Origin of the sequence: Gloeomargarita sp. SRBZ-1_bins_9 (assembly GCA_039794565.1) — a bacterium.
Lineage (GTDB): Bacteria > Cyanobacteriota > Cyanobacteriia > Gloeomargaritales > Gloeomargaritaceae > Gloeomargarita.
In genome coordinates this window covers 37431-57277 of the sequence record JAUQVX010000012.1, presented here as the reverse complement: position 1 = coordinate 57277, position 19847 = coordinate 37431, and the positions used below count along the sequence as shown (strand labels likewise).

The 19847-nt window shown below is 61.4% G+C and carries 18 protein-coding genes; 8 read left to right on the top strand and 10 right to left on the bottom strand.

Annotated elements, in window-relative coordinates; translation table 11 throughout:
* Positions 1–5: 5 nt before the first annotated feature.
* The 4 genes from Q6L55_10000 to trmD are packed head-to-tail and all read left to right on the top strand — an operon-like array spanning position 6 to position 3675.
* Positions 6–1769, top strand: a complete 1764-nt coding sequence (locus Q6L55_10000; protein MEN9259041.1) for a ribonuclease J — start codon at positions 6–8, stop codon at positions 1767–1769.
* The gene (locus tag Q6L55_09995; protein MEN9259040.1) at positions 1766–2578 is read left to right on the top strand and encodes an FAD-binding domain-containing protein; all 813 of its coding nucleotides are present in this window, start codon (positions 1766–1768) and stop codon (positions 2576–2578) included. The genes Q6L55_10000 and Q6L55_09995 overlap by 4 nt, the downstream gene beginning before the upstream one ends.
* Positions 2520–2972 carry a hypothetical protein gene (locus tag Q6L55_09990; GenBank protein MEN9259039.1) on the top strand — a complete coding sequence of 151 codons (453 nt, stop codon included), beginning with the start codon at positions 2520–2522 and terminating at the stop codon, positions 2970–2972. Before Q6L55_09995 ends, Q6L55_09990 begins: the two co-directional genes overlap by 59 nt.
* The gene (gene trmD / locus Q6L55_09985; GenBank protein MEN9259038.1) at positions 2962–3675 is read left to right on the top strand and encodes a tRNA (guanosine(37)-N1)-methyltransferase TrmD; all 714 of its coding nucleotides are present in this window, start codon (positions 2962–2964) and stop codon (positions 3673–3675) included. Before Q6L55_09990 ends, trmD begins: the two co-directional genes overlap by 11 nt.
* On the opposite strand, the gene glgA is transcribed toward trmD, so the two are convergent.
* The 7 genes from glgA to Q6L55_09950 all read right to left on the bottom strand — a co-directional run bounded on the left by glgA (position 3639) and on the right by Q6L55_09950 (position 12987).
* Positions 3639–5147: a glycogen synthase GlgA gene (glgA, locus tag Q6L55_09980; GenBank protein ID MEN9259037.1), complete on the bottom strand. Its 1509-nt coding sequence runs from the start codon at positions 5145–5147 to the stop codon at positions 3639–3641. The two genes, trmD and glgA, sit on opposite strands and share 37 nt — an antisense overlap.
* 79 nt (positions 5148–5226) lie before the next feature.
* A complete protein-coding gene (locus tag Q6L55_09975; protein ID MEN9259036.1) occupies positions 5227–6651 on the bottom strand; it encodes a DUF4189 domain-containing protein in 1425 nt (474 codons plus the stop codon).
* 53 nt (positions 6652–6704) lie between these two features.
* Complete coding sequence (tkt, locus tag Q6L55_09970; protein ID MEN9259035.1) at positions 6705–8705, bottom strand: transketolase; 2001 nt, start codon at positions 8703–8705, stop codon at positions 6705–6707.
* A gap of 58 nt (positions 8706–8763) precedes the next feature.
* Positions 8764–9609, bottom strand: coding sequence for an alpha/beta fold hydrolase (locus tag Q6L55_09965; GenBank protein ID MEN9259034.1), 846 nt, complete (start codon positions 9607–9609; stop codon positions 8764–8766).
* Entirely contained in the window at positions 9606–11726 is a 2121-nt protein-coding gene (locus Q6L55_09960) for a transglycosylase SLT domain-containing protein (protein MEN9259033.1), read from the bottom strand. The genes Q6L55_09965 and Q6L55_09960 overlap by 4 nt, the downstream gene beginning before the upstream one ends.
* A gap of 131 nt (positions 11727–11857) precedes the next feature.
* Complete coding sequence (locus Q6L55_09955) at positions 11858–12634, bottom strand: prepilin peptidase (protein ID MEN9259032.1); 777 nt, start codon at positions 12632–12634, stop codon at positions 11858–11860.
* Complete coding sequence (locus Q6L55_09950; protein ID MEN9259031.1) at positions 12631–12987, bottom strand: single-stranded DNA-binding protein; 357 nt, start codon at positions 12985–12987, stop codon at positions 12631–12633. The genes Q6L55_09955 and Q6L55_09950 overlap by 4 nt, the downstream gene beginning before the upstream one ends.
* A gap of 53 nt (positions 12988–13040) precedes the next feature.
* Between Q6L55_09950 and Q6L55_09945 the strand changes: the two genes are divergently transcribed.
* Positions 13041–13955: a cobalamin-binding protein gene (locus Q6L55_09945; GenBank protein MEN9259030.1), complete on the top strand. Its 915-nt coding sequence runs from the start codon at positions 13041–13043 to the stop codon at positions 13953–13955.
* Here the strand turns inward: Q6L55_09945 and Q6L55_09940 are convergent.
* Complete coding sequence (locus tag Q6L55_09940) at positions 13916–15472, bottom strand: DUF3370 domain-containing protein (GenBank protein MEN9259029.1); 1557 nt, start codon at positions 15470–15472, stop codon at positions 13916–13918. The two genes, Q6L55_09945 and Q6L55_09940, sit on opposite strands and share 40 nt — an antisense overlap.
* 124 nt (positions 15473–15596) lie before the next feature.
* Between Q6L55_09940 and Q6L55_09935 the strand changes: the two genes are divergently transcribed.
* The 3 genes from Q6L55_09935 to petA are packed head-to-tail and all read left to right on the top strand — an operon-like array spanning position 15597 to position 17361.
* A complete protein-coding gene (locus Q6L55_09935; protein MEN9259028.1) occupies positions 15597–15806 on the top strand; it encodes a LapA family protein in 210 nt (69 codons plus the stop codon).
* 48 nt (positions 15807–15854) lie between these two features.
* The gene (locus tag Q6L55_09930; protein MEN9259027.1) at positions 15855–16400 is read left to right on the top strand and encodes a cytochrome b6-f complex iron-sulfur subunit; all 546 of its coding nucleotides are present in this window, start codon (positions 15855–15857) and stop codon (positions 16398–16400) included.
* A gap of 19 nt (positions 16401–16419) precedes the next feature.
* The gene (gene petA / locus Q6L55_09925; protein ID MEN9259026.1) at positions 16420–17361 is read left to right on the top strand and encodes an apocytochrome f; all 942 of its coding nucleotides are present in this window, start codon (positions 16420–16422) and stop codon (positions 17359–17361) included.
* Between the two features lie 432 nt (positions 17362–17793).
* Here petA and Q6L55_09920 read toward each other — a convergent pair whose 3' ends face one another.
* On the bottom strand, positions 17794–19368 hold the full coding sequence (locus Q6L55_09920; GenBank protein ID MEN9259025.1) for an NAD(P)/FAD-dependent oxidoreductase: 1575 nt from the start codon (positions 19366–19368) through the stop codon (positions 17794–17796).
* Between the two features lie 83 nt (positions 19369–19451).
* Positions 19452–19784 (bottom strand): rhodanese-like domain-containing protein, encoded by a 333-nt coding sequence (locus tag Q6L55_09915; GenBank protein ID MEN9259024.1) that lies wholly within the window; start codon positions 19782–19784, stop codon positions 19452–19454.
* Between the last annotated feature and the right edge of the window lie 63 nt (positions 19785–19847).

Genomic DNA, 19847 nt, shown 5'->3' with positions numbered 1-19847 from the left:
AGCCTATGACGAAACTACGTTCCCAAACCACGCCCGTCCTCAAAATTATTCCTTTGGGGGGGCTGCACGAAATCGGCAAAAACACCTGTGTGTTTGAAATCAACGACGAAATCTTGCTGTTGGATGCCGGGCTGGCTTTTCCCACCGATGCCATGCACGGGGTGCAGGTGGTGCTGCCGGATTTGTCCTATTTACGGGAAAACCGCCACAAAATTAAGGGGATGATTATTACCCATGGCCACGAGGACCACATCGGTGGGATTCCCTTTCACCTCCAACAGATTGATATTCCCATCATGTACGGCCCCCGGCTGGCCATTGCCCTGTTGCAGGCCAAGCTAGAGGAGGCGGGGGTCGCCAACCGCACCCAATTGCATCCGGTGCAGCCCCGGGAGTTCGTGCGCATCGGCCAGTCGTTCTTAGTGGAATTTATCCGCAACACCCACTCGATTGCCGATAGTTTTTCAGTGGCTATCCACACGCCGGTGGGGGTGATCATCCACACGGGGGATTTTAAGGTTGACCACACGCCCATTGATGGGGAACGCTTTGACCTGCATCGCCTGGCGGAACACGGGGAGCGGGGGGTACTCTGCCTGATGAGCGATTCCACCAATGCGGAGGTGCCGGGGTTTACGCCGTCGGAGCGGGCGGTGATTCCGGCGTTGGACCGGGTGTTTGCGGAAGCGCCGGGGCGGTTGTTGATCACGACCTTTGCCTCGTCGGTGCATCGCCTGAACATCATCCTGCAACTGGCGGAGAAGTACAAACGCAAGGTGACGGTGCTGGGGCGCTCGATGCTGAATGTAATTGCCCACGCCCGCACGCTGGGATACATCCGTTGCTCGGACGATGTGCTGCAACCTTTGCATGTGATCCGCCATTTGCCGGATGAGCAGGTAGTGATTTTGACCACGGGTTCCCAGGGCGAGCCACTGTCGGCCTTGACGCGGATTGCCAACCGGGAGCACAAGGACATCCAGATCCGGCCGACGGATACGGTGGTGTTTTCGGCCAATCCTATCCCGGGTAATACCATCGCGGTGGTGAATACAATTGACAAGCTCATGGCCCAGGGGGCGCGGGTGATCTATGGTAAAGAACGGGGGATTCATGTGTCGGGGCACGGCTGCCAGGAGGACCAAAAACTGATGTTGGCCCTGACGAAGCCCAAGTTTTTTATCCCCATTCACGGGGAGCACCGCATGTTGGTCAAACACAGCGAGACGGCCCAGGCCATGGGCATCCCCAAGGAAAACATCGTGATTGTGGACAATGGGGATGTGATTGAGCTGACGCCGGACCGGATACAGGTGGTGGGCAAGGTCAAGGCGGGGATTGAGCTGGTGGATGCCTCGGGCGATGGCATCGTTAGCGGGCAGGTGCTCCAGGACCGGCAACAACTGGCTGGTGAGGGGGTGGTGACCGTAGCCGCGGCCATTGATGGGCAAGGGCAATTCTGGGCGACGCCGGAGGTGCATATCCGGGGGGTGGTGACCTCCCTAAGCAGCAACGCCCTACGGCAATTGGTCCAGGAGACGCTTACCCAGACGGTGCAGGAGCGCTGGTCGGAATTTGCCGTCAATGGGGCAGAAATCGACTGGGCAGGGTTGCGGGATGCCCTGGAGTCGGCCCTGGAACGCCTGATCCGGCGGGAATTTAAGAGTCAACCCTTGCTCATTTTTCTGCTGCAAACGCCCACCCGGGAAGAACCCCAGGAGGCCCAGCGCCGTAGTCGCAAGCGCCGCAGTGAAGTGGCCACCGTATGACGTCCTTGCGCCGGGACTTTGCCAGCCGGGAGGAGCTGGTGGCCTACGTGACGCAGGTGTTTCCCGAGGCAACAGGGCCGGTGAGTCCCATCCGGGGCGGGCGGCAGGCGGCCTTGGCCCAACTGGAGCGGCTGCAACCGGAGACCTATGGGGCCACGCGCAATCACCTAAACGGGACGGTGAGCCATCTGTCGCCCTATATTCGGCATGGGGTGTTGACGCTGGTGGAGGTGCGGGACTGGCTGCGGGCGCGGGGTTACTCCTGGCGGACGGTTGAGCCTTTGGTGCGGCAGTTGACCTGGCGGACCTACTGGCAGGTGCTCTACGACCAATGGGGAGACGGCATTTGGGAGGACCGGGAACCCTACAAAACGGGATGGCAGCCCCAGGACTACGCCGATACACTACCGGAGGATATTCCTGCTGCAGGTACGGGACTCCTGTGCATGGACAGCCTAAGCCGGGAACTCCAGGAGACGGGCTATCTGCACAATCACGGGCGGCTATGGCTGGCAGCCTATGTCGTCCACTGGCGGCGGGTAAAATGGCAGGCGGGGGCGCGTTGGTTTCTAGAGCACCTACTCGACGGGGACCCGGCCAGCAATAACTTGTCCTGGCAGTGGGTAGCTAGCACCTTCAGCCACAAGCCCTACTATTTCAATCAGGAGAACTTGGCGCGTTACAGCCGCCGGCGCTGGTGTGCCGTTTGTCCCCACGATGGCCGACCCAGTTGTCCGTTTCGAGGCAGTTATGAGCAGTTGGCCCGCCGCCTCTTCCCCCAAGCCCCTGATTTGGGTCCACGGGGATAGTTTGAGTCCCACCAACCCGGCGTTGCTGGCCTATCCGGGGGCGCCTGCCGTCTGGGTTTGGGATGAACAACTGCTGCGGGAATGGCGCCTGAGCCGTAAGCGTCTGGTGTTTCTCTACGAGTGCCTACTAGAGTTGCCGGTGGAGATCCGCCGGGGGGAGGTGGTGGCAGAAATCCGGGCTGCTGCTTACGAAAAGGGGGCCGCGAAGGTGGTCACGACAGCAAGTCCCAGCCCCCGCTTTAAGCAGTTCTGCCAGGCCTTGACCCAGGAATTTGACCTAGAGGTGTTGCCCGTCCCAGCGCTGGTGCCCCCCTTACCCCAGGCGGACCTGAAACGCTTTTCCCGCTATTGGAAACTGGCTGTCCAGTACGTCTATCCCGGCGATGCGCTTTGATGTGGTGACCCTGTTTCCCGAATTCTTTACCAGTCCCCTGGCGACGGGATTGATCGGCAAAGCCTTGGCCAAGGGGGTGGCCATGGTGGTGTTCACCAACCCCCGGGATTTCACCACCGACAAGCATCACCGGGTGGACGATGAACCCTACGGGGGTGGGGTGGGCATGGTGCTCAAACCGGAACCCATCTTTGCGGCTGTGGAGTCTCTGCCCCAGCTCCAACCGCGTCAGGTGATTTTGTTGACCCCCCAGGGGGAACGTCTGACCCAGGCCCATTTCCGGGAATGGTGCCACTATGCCCAACTGGTACTCATCTGCGGGGCCTACGAGGGATTTGACGAGCGCATCCGCTACCTGGCCGACCGGGAAATCTCCCTAGGGGATTTCGTGCTCACCAGTGGAGAAATTCCCGCCCTAGCCATCATCAACGGGGTGACACGCCTGCTGCCCGGTACTGTGGGCAAACCCGCCTCCCTGACCTCAGAGAGCTTCAGCGACGGCCTGCTGGAATATCCCCAGTACACCCGCCCGCCGGAGTTCCGGGGGTGGCGCGTCCCCGAGGTCCTCCTTTCCGGCAACCACCAGGCCATTGCCCAGTGGCGAGCCGAACAACAACGCCTGCGCACCCAGCAGCGCCGTCCCGATTTGCTCCCACCGGCGGACCCTCAAACGGCCAGCGGCACAGGGCCTTCACAGGCTTGAGCACTACAGGCGGGCGTATCTGCCTTGGCTTTTTGGTCCGCCTCCAGTTGTTCCCGTTCCTCCGGCTTCAAGAACTCCGGCGGCAAGCCGTGGGTGGGGGGTAGCCCATAGATGGAGTTGTACAGGGCGTGGTATTGCCGGGCCGATTCCTCCCAAGTGTAGCGGGCCGCCATCCCCCGCTTTTGCAGCTCCCGCCATTCCTTACGGTGCCGGTAGGCCTCCCAAGCCCGCACCAGGCAGGTGTAAAAGTCCAGGGGTTCGTAGCGGTCGAAGCAGTAACCGTTGCCTGTCCCCGCCACTGGGTCGTGGTGAAAGACCGTGTCCACCAATCCCCCCGTCCGCCGCACCACCGGCACCGAACCATAGCGCAGGGCAATCATCTGGCTGATGCCGCAGGGTTCAAACCGCGAGGGCATGATGAAGGCGTCCGTTCCGGCATACAACCGCCGTGCCAGGGGGTCGTTGAACAGGATCTGCACCGAGACCCGCCCTGGATAGCGGGAAGCAATTTGCCACAGTTGAGTTTCGTAGTAGCGGTCCCCCGTCCCCATAATCACAAACTGGGCGTCGGTGTAGGCCAGAAAACGGTCCATGATTTGCAGCAACAAATCAATCCCCTTTTGCTCCACCAGCCGGGAGACCATGCCGATAAGGAATTTATCCCGGTCCACCTCCAGCCCCACCTCTTCCTGTAGGGCCACCTTGTTGGCTACCCGCTTGTCCAGGGTATCGGCGTTGTAGTTCTGGACGATGTGGGGGTCGGTTTCCGGGTTGAACACCTCCGGGTCAATACCATTGAGAATCCCCGTTACCTTATCCCCCAAGTAGCGCAGCAGCCCATCCAGCTTTTCCCCGTACTCCGGTGAGCGAATCTGCTGGGCGTAGTTGGGCGATACGGTATTCACCCGGTCGGCGTACTGCAAGGCGGCGGCCATCACGTTATGCCCCTGCATGTACCAGGGACACCAGGTCATGCGCTCCAGCTTCCAGCGCCAGGGCCCTTGATACGCCAGGTTGTGGATGGTGAACACCGTGGTGATGTCCGGGGACTGGTGCATCCACACCGGAATCATCCCCGTGTGCCAGTCGTGGCAGTGGATAATATTGGGTTTCCAGTAGTTCCAGGCAAATTCCGCCGCCCCGTTGGCAAACAAGGTAAACCGCCAGTCCTCGTCCTCCCCATAGTAAATGCGCCGGGGCATGAACGCCGGATGGCCGAACAGGTACAGGGGAACGTCGCTGTTGGGTAAGCGGGTTTCATATACATGAAAATACTGAAACATGGCATAGCCTTCCCAGATGGGGGTCTTGGGGATGTCCAGCTTTTCCGGCAAAAAGCCGTAGTAGGGCAGGAACACCCGCACATCGTGCCCCATGCGCCGCAGCACTTTCGGCAACACCCCCACCACATCGGCCATGCCGCCCACCTTGGCAATGGGATGGGCCTCGGCAGCCACAAACAAAATACGCATTTTTCTATTCCTTACCCTTTGCCCTGAACGGTATTCACTCTATTAATACTACGTTACCCGTCAGCCGGATGGGGACGTTTTAAGGCTTTTTAGTGCAAATGGTCTCCACCACCACGCAGTCGGCGCCACCTACGCTTTGGCAGGACGCCAGGGCCTCTTGCTGGGCAACTTCCGGGGTTACCCCCCAGCCACCGCCAGCGTAGTTGCGACTGTCCCGCGCCAAAGCCCCACAGGCGTTCTGAAACCACACCAGGATTTCACAGGGCTTGCCGCCCGAGACCTGCTCGCACTCCTGGATGGCCCGCTTTTCCGCACTGGCCCGGTCGGGAAAGTTATAGCCGTAGCCGTACACCCCATCTAAGTTGTTGTAGGCAATAGCCCCAAACAGGGCCATGGCCGGCGGGCTAGGCATCGGTTCCGGCGATTCCCGCACCACCGGCGTCGGTTTCTCTGTAGGGGATGAAGGGGATTCCTCGTAAAACAGGGCCACCAGGACCATCAACCCTACGAAGGCCGCCCCTAGCAACCCCAACCCGATAAACACCCAGGCGATACAGGGCAATCCCCGGGACGGCTGGCGGGGGGCCTCTACTGTTGCAGCAATGGGCTGAGCTGTAGCCAAGGGAACCGTAGGGGGAATGGGGGTCGGCAAGGGCGCAGTGGGTTCTCCCTCCGGCGTGACCGTCGTCAGTTCCTGCACCGCCTGCAGGGCCTCCACCGCACTGGGATAGCGCTGCCGCCAGTCGGGATGCACCATCTTTTCCAGCACCGTGCGCAAAGCAGGACTCACCTGGGCATGCTGTTGCCAGTGCAATTCACCCGTATCGTAGTCCTCCATCTGACTCGGGGGCAGCCCCGTCAGGGCTTGAATCGCCACCACCCCCAGGGCATACACATCGCTGCTTAAGCGCGGCTGGCCCCGGAACTGTTCGATGGGCATGTAGCCCCGGGTGCCGATCTGAGTGCCGATGGCCGTTTCCCCCCGGTTGTCAGCCATCAGGGTGCCCACCTCCTTGACCGCCCCAAAGTCAATGAGCACAATCCGCCCGTCCGAGCGCCGCCGCATCAGATTCGCCGGTTTGAGGTCCCGGTGAATGATGTTGCGCTGGTGCACTTGACTAAGCACCTCCAGCACGTCTAACAAAAACTGCTTCACCCAGGTCTCCGGGTATTTTTTGCCGGGGGTGAGTTCCTGGCTCAGGTCGTGTCCCTCGATGAACTCCTGCACCAGGTAAAACTCATTGTCCTGCTCGAAGTGGGCCAACAGCCGGGGGATGCGACTCACCGTCGAACCCAGTTGGTAGAGCACCTCCGCCTCCCGGTTGAACAGCCGCCGGGCCACCTCCAGCACCTGGGGATTAGTAGACTGGGGCTGCAATTGCTTGACCACACACCAGGGCCGACCCGGCAAAAACCAGTCCTCCGCCAAAAAGGTCTGACCAAATCCCCCACTCCCCAGGGGTTTGAGAATGTGGTAGCGACCGGCCAGGGTTTTTTCGGTCATGCCTGCGCGCCGGAAATAGAACCTAGTTTATGCCAAAGTTCCGGCGGTCGCCATCACCCCAACAGCGCCTGCGCCGCCTGCACCAGATGGTCCACCGTCATGCCGAATTTCTCCATGCACACCGAACCCGGCGCCGACGCCCCAAACCGGTCAATCCCCAGCACCTTGCCGTCCAGACCCACGTACTTATACCAGAAATCCGTCACCCCCGCTTCGATGGCGATCCGCTTGCGCACCATCGGCGGCAGGATACGGTCCCGGTAATCCTGGGGCTGGGCATCAAACAAGCGCGTGCAGGGCATAGACACCACCCGCACCTTGTACCCTGACAAGCGGGCCGCTGCCTGCACCGCCAACTCCAACTCTGACCCCGTCGCGATGAGGATGAGGTCGGGATGGTCACAGCCACAATCCACCACAATGTAGGCCCCCTTGGCCACCCCCTCCGGAGACGTACCGGGCACCGGATTGACCGCCTGCCGGGTAAACACCAACACCGACGGCGTCTCCCGCGCCTGCAACGCCACCTGATACGCCCCCACCGTCTCCCGGGCATCCGCCGGCCGAATCACATACAGGTTCGGAATCAACCGCAACGACGACAGGGTTTCTATCGGCTGGTGGGTGGGGCCATCCTCCCCTAGGGCCACCGAATCGTGGGTCATGATGTGCAAAACCCGCGCCCGCGACAGGGCCGACAGACGAATCGCCGGACGCATGTAATCGCTGAAGACCAAAAACGTGGCGTCGTAGGGAATTAAACCTCCGTGCAGGGCCATCCCGTTGGCAATGGCTCCCATGGCATGCTCCCGCACCCCGAAACGGAAATTCCGCCCGTGGTAGGACCCCGCCTGGAATTCCGGCAGCCCCTTGAGGTAGGTCATGTTGGAATGGGCCAAATCCGCCGACCCCCCCAGGAATTCCGGAATCGCCTGGGCCAACGCATTCAAACACAGCTTGGAGATGTTACGGGTGGATTCTTTTCCCGTTTCGGCAATGGGGGCCAAGGCCTCTTGCCAACCCGCCGGCAGGTCCCCCCGCATGATCCGCTCAAATTCCGCCGCCTCCTCGGGATAGGCCTGCTTATAAGCCGCAAACCGGGCCTGCCACTCCGCCTCCGCCTTCGCCCCCTTGTCAATCGCCTGCCGGAAATGCCGGAGCACCTCATCGGGAATATAAAACTCCGGCTCCAGGGGCCAGCCCAAATTCTGTTTGGTCAATTTCACCTCCTCCGGCCCCAGGGGCGCCCCATGCACCGCCTCCGTCCCCGCCTTGTTGGGCGACCCATAGCCAATCGTCGTCTCCACAATGATCAGCGACGGTTTATCCGTGACCGCCTTGGCTTGGGCAATAGCCGCCCGAATCGCCGGCAGGTCATGGTTGCCGTCCTCCACCTTTTGCACGTGCCACCCATAGGCTTCGTAGCGCTTGGCCACATCCTCCGTAAAGGCGATCGCCGTATTCCCATCAATAGAGATGTGGTTGCTGTCATAGAGCATAATCAGCTTACCCAGCTTCAGGTGGCCCGCCAAGGAGGCCGCCTCCGCCGCTACCCCCTCCATCTGACAGCCGTCGCCAAGGATTACATAGGTGTAGTGGTCCACGATGGTGTGGCCAGGCTTATTGAACCGGGCCGCCAAATGCGCCTCCGCAATCGCCAACCCCACGGCATTGCCAACCCCTTGCCCCAAAGGTCCAGTGGTCACCTCCACCCCCGGCGTCTCAAAGTTTTCCGGGTGCCCCGGTGTTTTCGACCCCCACTGCCGAAACTGCTTAATGTCCTCTAAAGTCACGTCGTAGCCTGTCAAGTGCAACAGGGCGTATTGCAGCATGCAGCCGTGCCCCGCCGACAGGACAAAGCGGTCCCGGTCCGGCCACTTGGGGTTACGGGGATTAAATTTAAGAAATTCTTGCCAGAGCACATAGGCCATGGGTGCCGCCCCCATCGGCAGGCCCGGGTGACCCGACTTGGCCTTTTGGACGGCATCCACCGCCAGGAAGCGAATGGTGTTAATGGCCAATTGTTCGATCGAAGGGGGGGCAGCAACCGTCATCGTTTTTACCTCTTCGGATTACAGTCGGCGCAGTCAGTCCCATTGTGCCATAGGCCGGTCACCCACGGAACCATTCATCCAACAACTCGTTGACCGCTACCGGCGCCTCATCTTGGGGGCAATGGCCTGCCGGCAGTTCCACCCAGCGCAGGTGGGGAAATTGCTGCACCCAGTGCCGCCCCCGACGAACGGGCACCAGCCGGTCATAGGTCCCCCAAATCAGCAACGTGGGGACTGACAAGCCTGCCAGTAAGGGCGCCACCCGTGGTGCATAGCCCGGACGGGTACTGGCTTGGGCCAAACGGCATAGGGTCCACCCCGCATCCCGGTCGTAGGCCGGCTGGGCAAACATCCGCACCAGTTCGTCGTTGACCGCCCCTGGGTGGTGATAGACCTGGGTGCGACAGACCCACCGGATGACCACCGGTTGCCGCAGCAGATAAAACAGGGGCCAGGTCACCACCGGTATCAGCAGACGCTCCAGACTCCCCAGCCACTGCACCGCCACCGGCAGGGCAGGCCGTCCCTCCGGCAAACTCAACAGGGCCAACCGTCGCACCATCTCGGGATGGGCCACCGCCGCCGTCAAGGCCACCAACGCCCCTAGGGAATGGCCCACCAGGCCCACCGGCTCCCCGATAAACGCCCGCCAGAACTCGTACAACTGGGCCACCCACAACCGCACGCCGTAGGCTGCCGCCGCCTTTTCCGCCTGACCAAACCCCAACAAATCCAGAGCATAGACCGGGTAGTGTTCCCCCAGCACCGGCAAGTTGTACCGCCAATGCTCCAGGGCCGCCCCAAACCCATGCACCAGCAGCAAGGGCAACCCCTCCCCCCGACTGTTGTGGTAGGTGTAGCGCACCCGATAGCCGCGCCAGAACCAGTACCGCTGCCGTTTCACGACCCACACAGATGGGGGTTTATCCGCTGACACACCTCCGGGTTGTACAGGCGCAGGTAATTCCAGTAATTGCCGAACACTTGACGCACGTAGTCCTGGGTCTCGGGAAACGGGATATTTTCCACAAACGCGTCCCAATCCCCCTGGCCAAAACGCTGCACCCAGGCGTCCACATTCCCCGGCCCGGCGTTATAACTGGCCACCGCCAGCAGCCCGTTGTGGTGATATAGACCATTAGTGTAGTGCAAAAACCAGGTCCCCGCCAGCAAATTCTCCCAGGGCTGGGTGAGGTCAAAGGGGGAGCGCTGGAGTTTTTCCGCAATCCAATTCCCCGTTTCCGGCAGCACCTGCATCAGGCCCACCGCCCCCGCACTGGAGACAATCTCCGGCTCAAAGCGGGACTCCTGGCGGATCACAGCCGTCACCAGCAGGGGATTTAACCCATGCTGCTTGGCCGCCTGCTGCACCTCCGACCAATAGGCCAAAGGATACAAAGCTTGCCAGTAGGCCGGTTGCCGCCGCACCTGTTCGTACTGCTGTCGGTCTTCGGGGGTTTGCACCCGTCGCTCCAAGGTTGAGAGCATAAATAGCCCCTCCAGCCGGTCGCCAATGCCCACCCGCAACACCCCGTCCGTGAGTTGGTCCGCCAGGGTGGGGTGCTGCCGGGCGGTGAATTCCACCTGCCACTGGTCCCAGGCGTCCTCGTACTCCCCCAGGCGATAGAGCTCCTGTAGCGCCGGCGACCCCTTCAACAGGGCCAAGGTCATGCGTTGGAATTGCACCGGGGGTTGCGCCTGCACAATCCCGGAGAAATCCCCCACCGGCCAGCCCAGGCGTAGCGCCGCCCGCCAGGCGTAGTAGGACTCGGGGTAGCGTTCGATGACTTGCCGGTAGAGGGTTTTGGCTTGAGCCGTTTCCCCCAGTTCCCTAGCCCATTCCGCTAACCAAAATCCGGCCCGCGGCGCCAGATCACTTTGGGGCGTGTGCTGCCAAATCCCCTCAGCAAAATGCATTGCCTGCCGCAAGCGACCCCGTTGCTGTTCCGCCCAGGCCAACTCCCACCGCAGGCGACTCGCTGCATCCGTCTGGGCGTAGCGGGCCAGCAATTCCGTACGCACTTGACTCACCCGCTGGGCTTGGCCTGCCCGTTCCCAAAGGGGCAACCGCTCCCACAGCACCCGCGCCGCCCGTTCGTTATCCCGCTGTTGTAACTGCTGGAAATATAAATCCCGCTGGGGGGCCGGCGCCAAATGGGATAGGTGGTACAGAGCCAAGATCGCCTGGTCACTCTCCCCGAACTGCCGCACCAAATCCTGGTAATAGCCCACCGCCTCGGTGACCTGGCCTCCCAGTTGGTGCCCCCGGGCCGCCCGGTAGAGATTCTCCACCGTCAGGGGCGCCAGCAAATAGGCCCGGCCCGCCTTCAAGTACTGCTGCTTTTCCCAATAGGCAAAGGCAATGTCCTGCCATTCCTCCGGGGTCAGGCCTGCCCGATGCACATGTACCAAACGGTCCAAATAGGCCGTGAGATTAGGCAAATGCAGGCCGTGCCGTGCCAGATGCAAGAGCGACTCCCGGTCATGGGGTTGTTTTTCCAGGGCCTTTTGCACCCACGCCACCACCTGGGGATGGGCCGGATAGCGTTGTTTCGCTTCCTCGGGGCGTCCCAGGGCCAACAAGGCCTCTGCCGCCAGGGCTTGGTCCGGGTGTTGCTCCACAATCTGCTGCCACCGCCGTTGGGCCGCCGGTAAGTTCCCCTTTTTCTGGTACGCCCGCGCCTGCTGCCAGAGCACCTGGGCCGACAGCACCGGATAGTCCTTCTCTAGCCCCTGCAACAACTGCAATGCCTGCTGCGGGTCCCCCGCCTCTAGAGAATCCACCGCCAGTAAATACTTAGCTCGCTGACGGTCAACGCCTTTCCCTTGACTACTTAACTGGGTGAGTGTCTGACGCCGGGCTGGGGGGGGCTTGGGCACTAGGGGCTTGAGGGCACCCAAATCCGCCGATTCAGTTGTCGGTGGGGATGCCACCCTAGGACGACCTGGCCGCCAGACCCAGCCGCCCAGCACCACCAGGACCGCCACACCCACCAGCCATCGCCAGCGATGCCGAATCACGCCACCATCACTCCCGCCAGATTAGACCACAGGTCAATCGGTAAATTTAGGCAAACCCGAAAGAGCGAACGTCCGTGGGGGCTCGGCTAAGCATTCCCTGCCTTGGCCTTCATCTTAGCACGTTTGCCTCCTCAAGCCATCTGTAGCCATTGCCAATAGCCGCGCCACAGGGTTTCCCCCCAGAGCACCGCCACCGCGCCCCCCAGCGCCAAAAAGGGACCGAAGGGCATGGGTTGACCCGGCTGCAATCGTCCGGTGCAACGGCCGGCGACCCCCACCACTGCTCCGGTCAGCACCGCCAGAAACAAGGCCACCGCCAGCGCCGGTCCCTGGAGCCAAGCCCCCAACATGGCCGCCAGTTTTGGGTCGCCACCCCCCAGCGCCGGTTGTCCCATGACCACAGAGGCCACCCAGCCCAGGCTGTCTAACAACCACAGGCCAACAACCATCCCCAACACCCCGGCGTAGAAATCCGGCCAGCCCCGTAGCCCCTGCCACACCAGTCCGATCACCAAACCCGATTTCAACAGGCTGTCCGGCAGGGTCAAGGTGTCCAGGTCAATCAGCGCCAGAGCCAGCAGCCAGCTCCCCAACAGGGCCGCCGCCACCGTGTCATCACTCACCCCGAAGCGCCACCAGACTAGGGCAAACCACAGGGCCGTTGTCAATTCCACCAGGGGATAACGGGGAGAGATGGGCACCCCACAGTGACTACACCGTCCCCGCAGCCCCAGCCATCCCAGCACTGGCACGTTTTCCCAGGGACGCAGGGGGGTTTGACAATGGGGACAGTGGGACGGCGGCTGCCAAAGAGACAAGCCCCGGGGTACCCGGTACACCACCACATTCAAAAAACTGCCAACGCAAGCCCCCAGTAGGATCACCCATAGCCCTAGGGCCAGGTTCACCCCAGGTCCTCCTCCAGGTCATTAGGGGTTTCGTCACGGCGACTTCCCAACAAATCCAATTGGTCTACCCGGATCAAAAACCGTTGCCGCTCTTCCCCGGTGTTGCGGTCCGTCCAGCGCTCACATTTGATGGACCCCTTGACGCCGATGAGACTCCCCTTGCGCACGTAATTGCCGGCAATTTCCGCCGTTTTGCCCCAGACTTCCAGCTCAAACCAATCCGGCTCGTCATTGCGCTTGGACCGCCGGTTGACCGCCAGGCTGAAGTTGCACTTGACGCTGCCGGATTCAAAGTATTTGATGTCGGGATCGCGCCCCACCCGTCCCACCAAGGAAACCACGTTGATCGCCATAGCCGTTTCCCGCGCCATTGCTTAGCCTAGTTTTAGCATAGCCGGGTGCGCCCATGCGATTGGTTTCCCTCTTGCCCAGCGCCACGGAAATCGTCCACGCCTTGGGGTTGCTGCCGGACTTGGTGGGGCGTTCCCACGGGTGTGACTATCCGCCTGAAGTGGTCTCCTTGCCCATCTGCACTGCCCCCAAATTCAACCCCCAGGGGGACAGCCAGGCCATCCACGACCAGGTGACGGCCCTGTTGCAAACGGCGGTGAGCGTGTACGACGTACGCTGGGAGGTCCTGCGTTCCCTGCGGCCTACTCACCTGCTCACCCAAGCCCAGTGTGAGGTGTGCGCCGTCAGTTTAAACGAGGTGGTCGCTGCAATAGCAACCCAGTTACAACCAGTCCCCCAGGTGATCTCTCTGGAACCTCGCACCCTCGCCCAGGTTTGGCGGGATATGCTCAAAGTAGGGGAATGCCTAGGGGTGGACGCCCAGCCGGTGGTACAAAAGCTGCTGCACAGGATGACGGCCATTGGCAAGTCCGTAGCGGGTTTACCGCGCCCCCGAGTGCTGTGTGTGGAATGGCTCCAGCCGTTGATGAGCGCCGGGAACTGGGTGCCAGAACTGGTGGAACTGGCGGGCGGAGAACCCCTACTGGCGACGGCGGGTGCCCATTCCCCCTGGCTGACCTGGGAACAAGTGGTGGCGGCTGACCCAGATGTGGTGGTGTTGATGCCCTGTGGGTTTGACCTGGCGCGCACCCTCCAGGAATGGGCCACCTCCCCCTATCCCTGGGGAACCCTACGAACCGTGCAGAGGGGTCGGGTGTACGCTGTCGATGGCAACGCTTTTTTCAACCGTCCCGGCCCTCGGCTGGTGGAGTCCCTGGCCATCCTGGCGGAAATCCTCCACCCCGGCGTGGACTGGGGAATGAGCAGTCACTACTGCGCCTGGGCTGCGGTCGTCCCGGCTTTGTCCTGACGGCGTTGGGTGGTGGGCGCAACGGGGGTTTCTGTCACCGGTGGGGCCAGGGTTTGCACCGTCAGCACCTGGGGCGGCGTGGCATCCGGCGGATACAGGTAATCCACCTCCACCAGTCGTTGTTCCTTGGGCGCCAGGTTGAGCGTCACCAGGGGTTCCCCCTGTTGGCCCCGCTGTTTCACCACATGGACATAGCGCACCTGGGGCGTGCCGTCATCCGCGGGAAACCGCAAACGAATCGTTCCCCGGAAAAAAATGCGGGGTTCCGGCGGGTCCAAAAACTGTAACCCTCCCCGGGGTAGGTCGTCCTTGAGGGGGTTTTGCAGGGAAATGGTCACCGTTTGGGGGAAGTTACTGGGGTTGTACAGGGGCAGTTGCAACTCGTAATGCACCCCGTAATTGCCGTGGGCCAGGTAGGCCGTATCAGGATAACGGACTAACAAGGGGGCGCTTTGGATTTGACCCGTGCCGAAGGTGCCCCGGTGGAGGGTGCTTAACCCGTAGGAAAAGGCCTGCCCTGGCGGCGGAATAGTTAAAGCATCGGGTTGGGGGGAGCTAAGGCCAGCAGCCGCATCCGTCAACCGGCCTGACCAGCGGGACCCCTTGGCCACCCCGGCCACCCGTCCGTAGAAAAACCGGGGGGCGTTGGTGAGATGCAACGGGGTGGGGGGAATATCCCGCGGCCCGGCCAGACCCCCATGAGTCAGTAACTGTACCCAATCGGCGGTGGTTGGCGCCTGTTCCCGCCCATCCCAGGTGCGCCGGGCAAACATGGCCAGACTAGCCACATACACCGGCCCATCGCTCTGCAAACGGGCAAAGGTGGAGCGGCCATTGGAGGAGGGGTAACTGGGGGGTTCCGGCAGGGGTTCGCCATCCGGCTGGACCAGGGGGGGATTTTGCAAGGCCGCGACCATCCCCTGGGTCAAGGTCAATTCCGCCGGAACGGTCATACGGGACACAATGGCCCGGGGCAAACGGGGCGCTGGAATAGGCAAATTGGCTAGCAGTCGGTATTCCCCCGGTCCTAGCACCACCCTGGCCGGCCAATTCCGTTGCCGCATCCCCCGTAACACCACATTCATCGTGCGGCTCCCCGGCCCGGAGTAGATATAGCCCCGCCCATTGTCCACATAGGACGGTAAATCCACAAAGGGCGCCTCCGGCGTGCTCAGAAAACTGGCCGCCTGGCTGATCTCCACCTGCACATACTGTTTGCTGGGGTTGTGCAGCAGTAGCCCGAGAAAAAGCGTCGGGGTGGTCTCCGGGTTGTTGGTGCGAAAGATGTGGTGGGCAAACAGGGTGAATTCCCCCTGCAACGGTAGGTTCAGATGGGCCTGGGGTACCCGTTTTCCTTCGGGGGGAAAGGTCGAGAGCAAAATGCCCTCCTGCTGCACGACTTCCGGGCTGTTGCTGTTAAACATGAGGACATCGTCCAACTGGCCCGGCAAGGGTCGCACTGGCTGGGGGCTAAAAACTATCCGTCGCACCACCGCTGGGGGAACGGGGGTCGTCACCTGGGCAAGCAAAGGAAGTATCCACATATAACGACACCACGACAGGCGGGGAGCGCATAACCTAAAGGCTATAATAGGGCCATCGTCCCGGCGTCGTTCCGGGCTACTGGCGGTTGCAGCGACGGTGACACCCTTATTGCTGGCTATCTTGATGGCCCTGCTGCTGCTGGTGACGGCTTTGTTCTCCGTCCAAAATGTGGCCTTGGTATCCCTGCGCTGGCTGGTGTGGCAGTCGGTGCCCTTGCCCCTGGGGCTGGTCCTGACGCTGGGGTTTGCCCTGGGCCTGGTCAGCGGCGCCCTGGTACAGGGGGGACAACGGCTTTCCCGCCGGTGATACACTGGAAAAGGTGTATCCAAACGTAACGAAACGGGATTAAACGTCATGGCTTCCGTCTCTCCGAGCGCCGATGTGCCCGATATGGGGCGCCGCCAGTTTATGAACCTCCTGATGACCGGGGGATTGACCACGGTGGCGCTGGCCGCCCTGTATCCGTTTGTGAGCTTTTTTGTCCCGGCCGGTTCTGGTGGGGGAGCAGGCAGCGGGGTTATTGCCAAGGATGCCCTGGGGAACGATATTAAGGTGGATGAATACTTGAAAACCCATCCCCCCGGCGACCGCTCCTTGGCCCAAGGCCCCAAGGGTGACCCCACCTACATCATCGTCACTGACGACGGGCAGATTGCCGACTATGGGTTAAACGCCGTTTGTACGCACCTGGGCTGTGTGGTGCCCTGGAACGCCAGCGAGAATAAATTCATTTGTCCGTGTCACGGTTCCCAGTACGATAAAACCGGCAAGGTCATTCGCGGTCCGGCACCCTTGTCGTTGGCCCTGGTGAAGGTGCAGGTGACCGAGGATAACAAAATCCTATTTACCCCCTGGACAGACCAGGATTTCCGTACCGGTCAAGACCCCTGGTGGACTTAAACCCTGGAGTGACCAAACCATGAAGATGCGAGGATTGTTCCAACAACTGGCACTGGTGGGCCTGGGGATGCTGCTGTGGTTGGGGTGGCTGCCGGCGCCAGCCTATGCCTATCCCTTCTGGGCGCAGCAGGCCTACGACAACCCCCGAGAACCCACCGGCCGGATTGTGTGCGCCAACTGCCATCTGGCCCAAAAACCCGTGCAACTGGAGCTACCCCAGGCGGTACTGCCCAACCAGGTTTTTGAGGCCAAGGTGAAGATTCCCTACGACACCAGTCTGCAACAGGTCTATGCCGACGGCAGTCGCGGGCCGTTGAACGTGGGGGCGGTGGTGATTCTGCCGGAGGGCTTTACCCTGGCGCCGGAGGACCGTATCCCGCCGGAGCTGAAGGAAAAAACCGAGGGCATCTACTACCAGACCTATAGCGAGGACAAACCCAATATCTTACTGGTGGGTCCTTTACCCGGGGACCAGTACCAGGAGATTGTCTTTCCTATCCTGGCCCCGGACCCGGCCACCAATAAAAACGTGCATTTTCTGAAGTATCCAGTGTATTTGGGGGGCAACCGCGGGCGCGGTCAGGTGTATCCCACGGGTGAAAAGAGCAACAATACGGTGTTTACGGCCTCGGTATCCGGGCGGATCACAGCGATTACCCCCCAAGCGGAGGGCGGTTACCAGGTGACGATCCAGCCGGAAGAGGGTGACCCCGTAGTAGAAACCATCCCGCCGGGACCGCAGCTGATCGTGGCGGTAGGGGATACGGTTGCCGCGGATGCCCCCTTGACGGACAACCCCAATGTGGGTGGGTTTGGTCAAGCGCAGCGGGAAATCGTCCTGCAAAGCCCCACCCGCCTGAAGTGGTTGATGGCGTTTTTAGCTACGGTGGCCCTGGCGCAGGTGCTACTGGTGCTCAAAAAACGCCAGTGGGAGAAGGTGCAGGCTCAGATGGAGTTCTGAAGGTGACCTAACGCGAGAGGCAGGGGGCTTGTCAGGCCCTTTTTTTTTTCATCGCGGGTGATCGCCGGGCTTGGGAAAGAACAAAGGCGCTCAGTTCCGGTTCCAGATGGTCGGTCAAGTCCTGGAGGTGGCCGGGCACTTTCAGGGCAGAACTGCTCCCCCCATCGTGGCCTCGGATAACCCCAAGCGGACCACTGATCCAGGGCCTGGGGCTGACCGGCACGGATTACATGGGCCAATATCCGCTGGACGCGCCTTTGTTGGGCCGGGCTCAATTCTGGAGCTGTCGGGGTGGGCAGGCCGGCGGGGGAGAGTTGACTGTTCAGGGTCAGCCACACCTCCCATCCTATCACCCCTTTCTGCCCGCCATAGGGGCCCGACGTCGTCCATGGCAACAGAACACCTGGTATTGGACATGCCTGGGGACCTCCCCTAGGACCGCAGTTGGCGGTGCAGCAGTTGGGCCACCCGTCGTCCCGTTTCGGCCGCCCCATTCATGTAGCCCTGGTAGTCCAAGCTGGTGTGCTCCCCGGCAAAGAACAATCGTCCTACCGGCGCAAATTCCGATCCGGCAAGCGTGGTGTACTGTCCCACTTTCCAGCAGGCGTAGCTGCCCCGCGCCCAGGCATGGCCAGGCCAATAAAAGCGGGTAGCCTTGCCCGTGTATTGTTGGGTGGCACCGGGAAACAGCCGCTCCACTTCCGGCAGAAAAGCCCTGGCCTGTGCTTGGGGGGTCCCCTGTCCCACCTGCACCCCTGGCGTTCCCCCCAGAAATAGGGTCAAACTCCCGACGGATTGGCGCTGGAGTCGGCTGCTGTCCCAACCGCTCTGGCAGGGGGCGCTGGTGAAAAAGTCACCACTGAACCCAGCGGTGCGCCAGAAGGGCCTCTGAAACCCCAGGATCACTTTGGCGTTGGTGCCGTAGCCCAGCTCCCGAATGGCCCGCTGTTTGGCCTGGGGCAGGGCAACTTGCAGGTCCACCTCCCGCAGCAGGGTAAACGGCAGGGTCAAAACCACCACATCTGCCGTCACATCTACATAGCGGTCCCCGGGGCGGGCAAAGGTCAGGCGATAACCCGAACCCGTCTCCCGCAGGGCCACCAGACGATGCTCCAGATGCAGTTGGGAGGCCAGCAAGCGGGCCAGACGGTCGGGAATTTGCTGGTTGCCCCCTCGAATCTTGTAGCGTTCATCGCTCTCGCCGTAGAGGTCAAAGCCATCCCGGAGGTCCGTATCGAGCATCAAGACCAGGTTCAGACTGGACTGGGCGTCCGCATCCAGGCCGTACTCCGTTACATAGGCCACCGTCAACAGGTCGTACAGCCAGCCGCTGATTCCCAACTGCCGCAGGTAATCCGCCAGGGAGAGCCAGTCCAGGGTACGGGCGTGGGGCGTGTGCTGGCGGTAGGTCACCGTATCTCCCACTTTTTGGGCATCCTGGGCAATGCGACGGGCAAAAGGGCGCAGGGCTTCGATGATTTGGGCCTCCGTGTAGCTTCGACCATCGAAGACATAACGGGTTTGCAAAGATTTTTCTGAAGGCGAGGCCAGGTCAATCAGGTCAAGCCCAAACTGGCGGGCAAAAAAGAGCATGTCGTCATGGGAACTGTCAATAAATTCACCCCCTAACTCCGTCACCAGACCTGGCGCGAACTGACCTGGTGTAGAAAAAATGCGCCCCCCGACGCGGTTACTGCCCTCATACACCAAAGCACGCCACCCCCACCGCCGCAGGTGATAAGCCGTGTTCAGTCCCCCCATCCCGGCGCCGACGATGACAATGCGGGGCGAGGAAGCGGCTTGGCTCCACCGATGCCCCAGATGGGCAGTTAGCGCACCTGTAGCTAAGGCCCCGGCCGTTTGCAGCAATTTGCGTCGGGAGCGCCGTTCAACCAGGCGTTCGTACTGCTCCGGCGGCAAGGTAGCTGCGTGGAGCCAGCGTTGTAGGCAGTGAAATAGAGTTGTCCGTCCCACGCGCCGGTAGAAGTGCCTACGCTTGCTGGTCATGGCTCAAACGTTGAGGACCTAGGGCACGTCTGCCCTCAACTTACCAGTTGGGTGTGACACCAAGCAATGGCGGCCCGGCACTTTTAGTAACGGGGCAGGGTCGGGTCCACCAGTAGGGCATAGGCGTCTAATCCACCGGCCAGATTGGCCACCTGGGTGTAGCCCTGGTCCAGCAACCAAGCGCCCACCTGGGCCGACCGCACCCCGTGATGGCACACAACCACAACTTCCTGCGCCGGGTCGAGTAGCTCCTTGATTTGGGGGGACCACAGGGCAAATTCACTCAGGGGCAGATGGAGACAGCCCGGCAAGCAAGCCCGTTCCACCTCCCACCACTCCCGCACATCCAAAACCTGTAGGTAGGGATTCTGCCGGCGGCGGGCCGCAAAGTCATGGGCATTCATTTGCCGAAGCATGGTTCCGACGATGCTGGGGTATTCCGAATTCTAATTGGTCCCTTCCCCTGGCTCAACGGTAAT